1 protein-coding gene and 1 pseudogene are annotated in these 3,465 nt (G+C 51.2%); both read left to right on the top strand.

All coding sequences use genetic code 11. The features are described from left to right. A partial coding sequence (locus tag FHQ23_RS09210; RefSeq protein WP_176552293.1) for a YadA family autotransporter adhesin occupies positions 1-2,629 on the top strand: 2,629 nt, incomplete at its 5' end. A 227-nt stretch (positions 2,630-2,856) separates the two neighbouring features. After that, positions 2,857-3,465: pseudogene (locus FHQ23_RS09205) on the top strand (hypothetical protein); the annotation flags it as partial.

The raw sequence follows: 3,465 nt of genomic DNA, 5'->3' as shown, positions 1-3,465 counted from the left end.
TAACGCCAAAACCACGGCATATGAAGCGAAGAGTATGGTTGCGGGCTTGAAAGACGGCATTGACGGCTTGAACGGCTTAATCGGCAAAAACGGTCAAGACGGCACTAACGGCACCAACGGTAAAGATGGCGCAGCAGGACAAGACGGCTTGAACGGTAAAGACTTGGTGGATAAAAACAATGCCCTGCGTAACGGACAGGCGGGGGCAGTGGTGTACACCGCAGAGGACGGTAAACGTTTGGCACGGGGTGAAGACGGCAAGTTCTATGGCATGAAAGCCGATGGCAGTGCCGACACCACAACGGCAGCCGTTGCAACGGATAAAGTGCGGTTGAGTGTGGTGAATGCCGACGGTTTAACCACCACTCCGACGGTATTGGGCAACCTTGCCGATGGCAAACTGGCAGCAGACTCGAAAGAGGCAGTGACCGGTGGGCAACTGTTCACGGTGAAAACCACTGCGGATAACGCTAAAACCACGGCAGACAATGCCAAAGCTACCGCAGACAATGCTAAAACCACGGCTGATGAAGCCAAAGATATCGCCTCAAACTTGAAAAACGGAATTGACGGTTTGGTAGGTGCGATTGGAACACCGGGTCAAGATGGTAGCAACGGCACCAACGGTAAAAACGGTGCAGCCGGGCGAGATGGTCTGAATGGTAAGGATTTGACCGAGAAAGTCAACTCGTTGCGCAACGGTGAAGCCGGGGCGGTAGTGTATACCGCCGAAAACGGCTCGCGTCTGGCACGAGGTGAAGACGGTAAATTCTATCTCATGAAGGCAGATGGCAGTGCCGACACCACAATAGCAGCGGTTGCAGATGATAAAGTGCGCCTGAGTGCGGTGAATGCCGATGGCTCCACCACGGCGCCGACAGTGTTAAACAACATTGCAGACGGTGTACAGCAATATGATGCGGTGAATGTGAAACAACTGAATGCGGTCAAAGAGACAGCCGCTGGAAATACCACGGCGATTACCAATCTGACGACCAAAATCAATCAAATCAGTCAAGCCGGTTTTGGTTTGGTGCAGGATGATGCGGCCAGCAGCACCATTACCATCGGTAAGGACAGTGACTCGACCATCTTATCAATTGCCGGCAGTGCAGGAAACCGTACTTTGACCGGGATTGCCAATGGTACCAATGCAGGCGATGCGGTGAATAAAGGGCAGTTGGATGCAGTGGAGAAAACGGCAAACCTGGCGAAAACCACGGCAGATGAAGCGAAGAGTATGGTTGCGGGCTTGAAAGACGGCATTGACGGCTTGAACGGCTTAATCGGCAAAAACGGTCAAGACGGCACTAACGGCACCAACGGTAAAGATGGCGCAGCAGGACAAGACGGCTTGAACGGTAAAGACTTGGTGGATAAAAACAATGCCCTGCGTAACGGACAGGCAGGGGCAGTGGTGTACACTGCAGAGGACGGTAAACGTTTGGCGCGCGGTGAAGACGGCAAGTTCTATGGCATGAAAGCCGATGGCAGTGCCGACACCACAACGGCAGCCGTTGCAACGGATAAAGTGCGGTTGAGTGTGGTGAATGCCGACGGCTTAACCACGACACCGACGATTTTGAGCAACTTGAAAGACGGCTTGGTTGGACAAGATAGTCATGATGCGGTTACCGGTGGGCAGTTATATACCACCAATCAAAAAGTCGGCGAACTGGAAACTAAAGTACAGGCGCTTGCTAGCGGTAGTGCAGGTGTTGCCGGTAATGATAAAGGCGCGTTGAAATACGATAAGGATACCTCAGGTCAGTATGTGTATAACAAAGCGACCTTGGGCGTTGACCCGAATTGTAAAGCGGGTAGCAACCCTAACGACCCGGATTGCTTAGGCGAGGGTGTGGTGTTGAGCAATGTGAAAGGCGGTAAAGTAGCGAAAGGTTCAAAAGAGGTAGTAAATGGTGGGCAGCTCTATTCGGCGGTGACGTCCTTAGCCGGTGCGGGCAGTGAAATGGTCGTAAATCCGGATGGCTCTATTACGGTCAACGCCAGTTATACGGTGCATAACAACGACGGCACAAGCACCACGGTGAATAATGTGGGGGCGGCGCTTGACCATATTAATAGTAACGGCACCAAGTACATTGCGACGAACAGTGAGTTGAAACCGGCGGCGGCAACCGGCAAAGAGAGCGTTGCTGTTGGAGGCGGTGCGGTTGCGAAGGGAGAAGGCAGTGTTGCGATGGGCAGTGGTTCGGTTGCCAGGGACCCGCTGGAGTTTTCAGTGGGGAATGCGGAAACCGGTTTGACCCGTCGGATTACCAATGTTGCTGATGGGGTGAATGCTTCCGATGCGGCAACAGTCGGACAGGTCAGCCGTGCGTTGGGTAATGTTCACAGCTCGTTGAAGCAAGAAATCCAACAAACCCGCAAAATTGCCTCGCAAGGGATAGCGGCATCGATGGCAATGAACCTTGATTTACCACAACAACATCCGGGCGAAGTGGCTATTGGGGTTGGAACGGCGATGTATGATGGTCAGTCTGCGGTGGCGTTGGGCGGTAACTATTTGACTAACTCGGGCAAGATAAAAATTTCGCTAGGGGTGGGTTCATCATTGGGCAAAGAAGCCAGACCGGCAGTGAAAGCCGGGGTTGGTTGGGTGTTCTAATGGAAACGTATTTGGGGTAATGGTGTTTGAGTGAAAATCCCTTTTTCGCTTAGTGGGTTGTCGAGCGTGAAAAGGGATTTTTTGTTCTGAAATCAGGAGAGCTAACTGTGGGAATTGAGATGAAGGGTATGAAAAACATTAAAAGTATGAAAAGTATTAAAAGTATCAAAAACATAGAGAGCATAAAAAACATAAAGAATATAAAAAACATAAAGGGTATAAAAAACATGAAAAACATCAAGCGTGTCAGGGCAATCGTATTTGGCAGTCTGTTGCTGGGTGCGGTGACCCCGTTTGCCTTTGCGCAGGATAGGGGAAGCGGTTCTGAATTTGAGCGCTATGAGCAGGCTAAAATTGCGGTGACTTATGAGGGTGAAGTGGGCAGTTTATTACAGCAATTGGCGGAACGGCTGAATGTTGGTTATATGTCTTACAATATTGATTCCTCGCGTTCGGTGAGATTAAAGGGTAACGGTACTCAGACGTTTAAGGGGCTGATTGAGGCGATTAACCAACAGTTGGTCGACAGCAATATCCGGTTTACGGAGCTGGGTAACCGCACTTTCTTGGTGCTGTCGAGCGGAAGTGAAGAGATAACCGGGGTTAAACCAAAGAGTAGCCAGTATATCGGGCAGGTGGTGTTCGCTGAGCCGGAGTTGGTGAAGAACCGTATTGAGTTGGTTGGGTTAGACGAGGAAGAGGGGCAAGGTGGTCAGGATGCGGTGCCTGTTACTCCGGTCGCGCCACAGAGCAATGAGGGGGCAAAAGTAGAAACGGCGAAAGTAGAAGCAGCAAAAGTAGAGGCAGTAGCGGTGAATGCAGCGTTGCAGGGAATG

The organism is Testudinibacter crocodili (assembly GCF_006228025.1).
Lineage (GTDB): Bacteria > Pseudomonadota > Gammaproteobacteria > Enterobacterales > Pasteurellaceae > Chelonobacter.
This window is presented reverse-complemented; position numbering and strand designations above follow the sequence as displayed.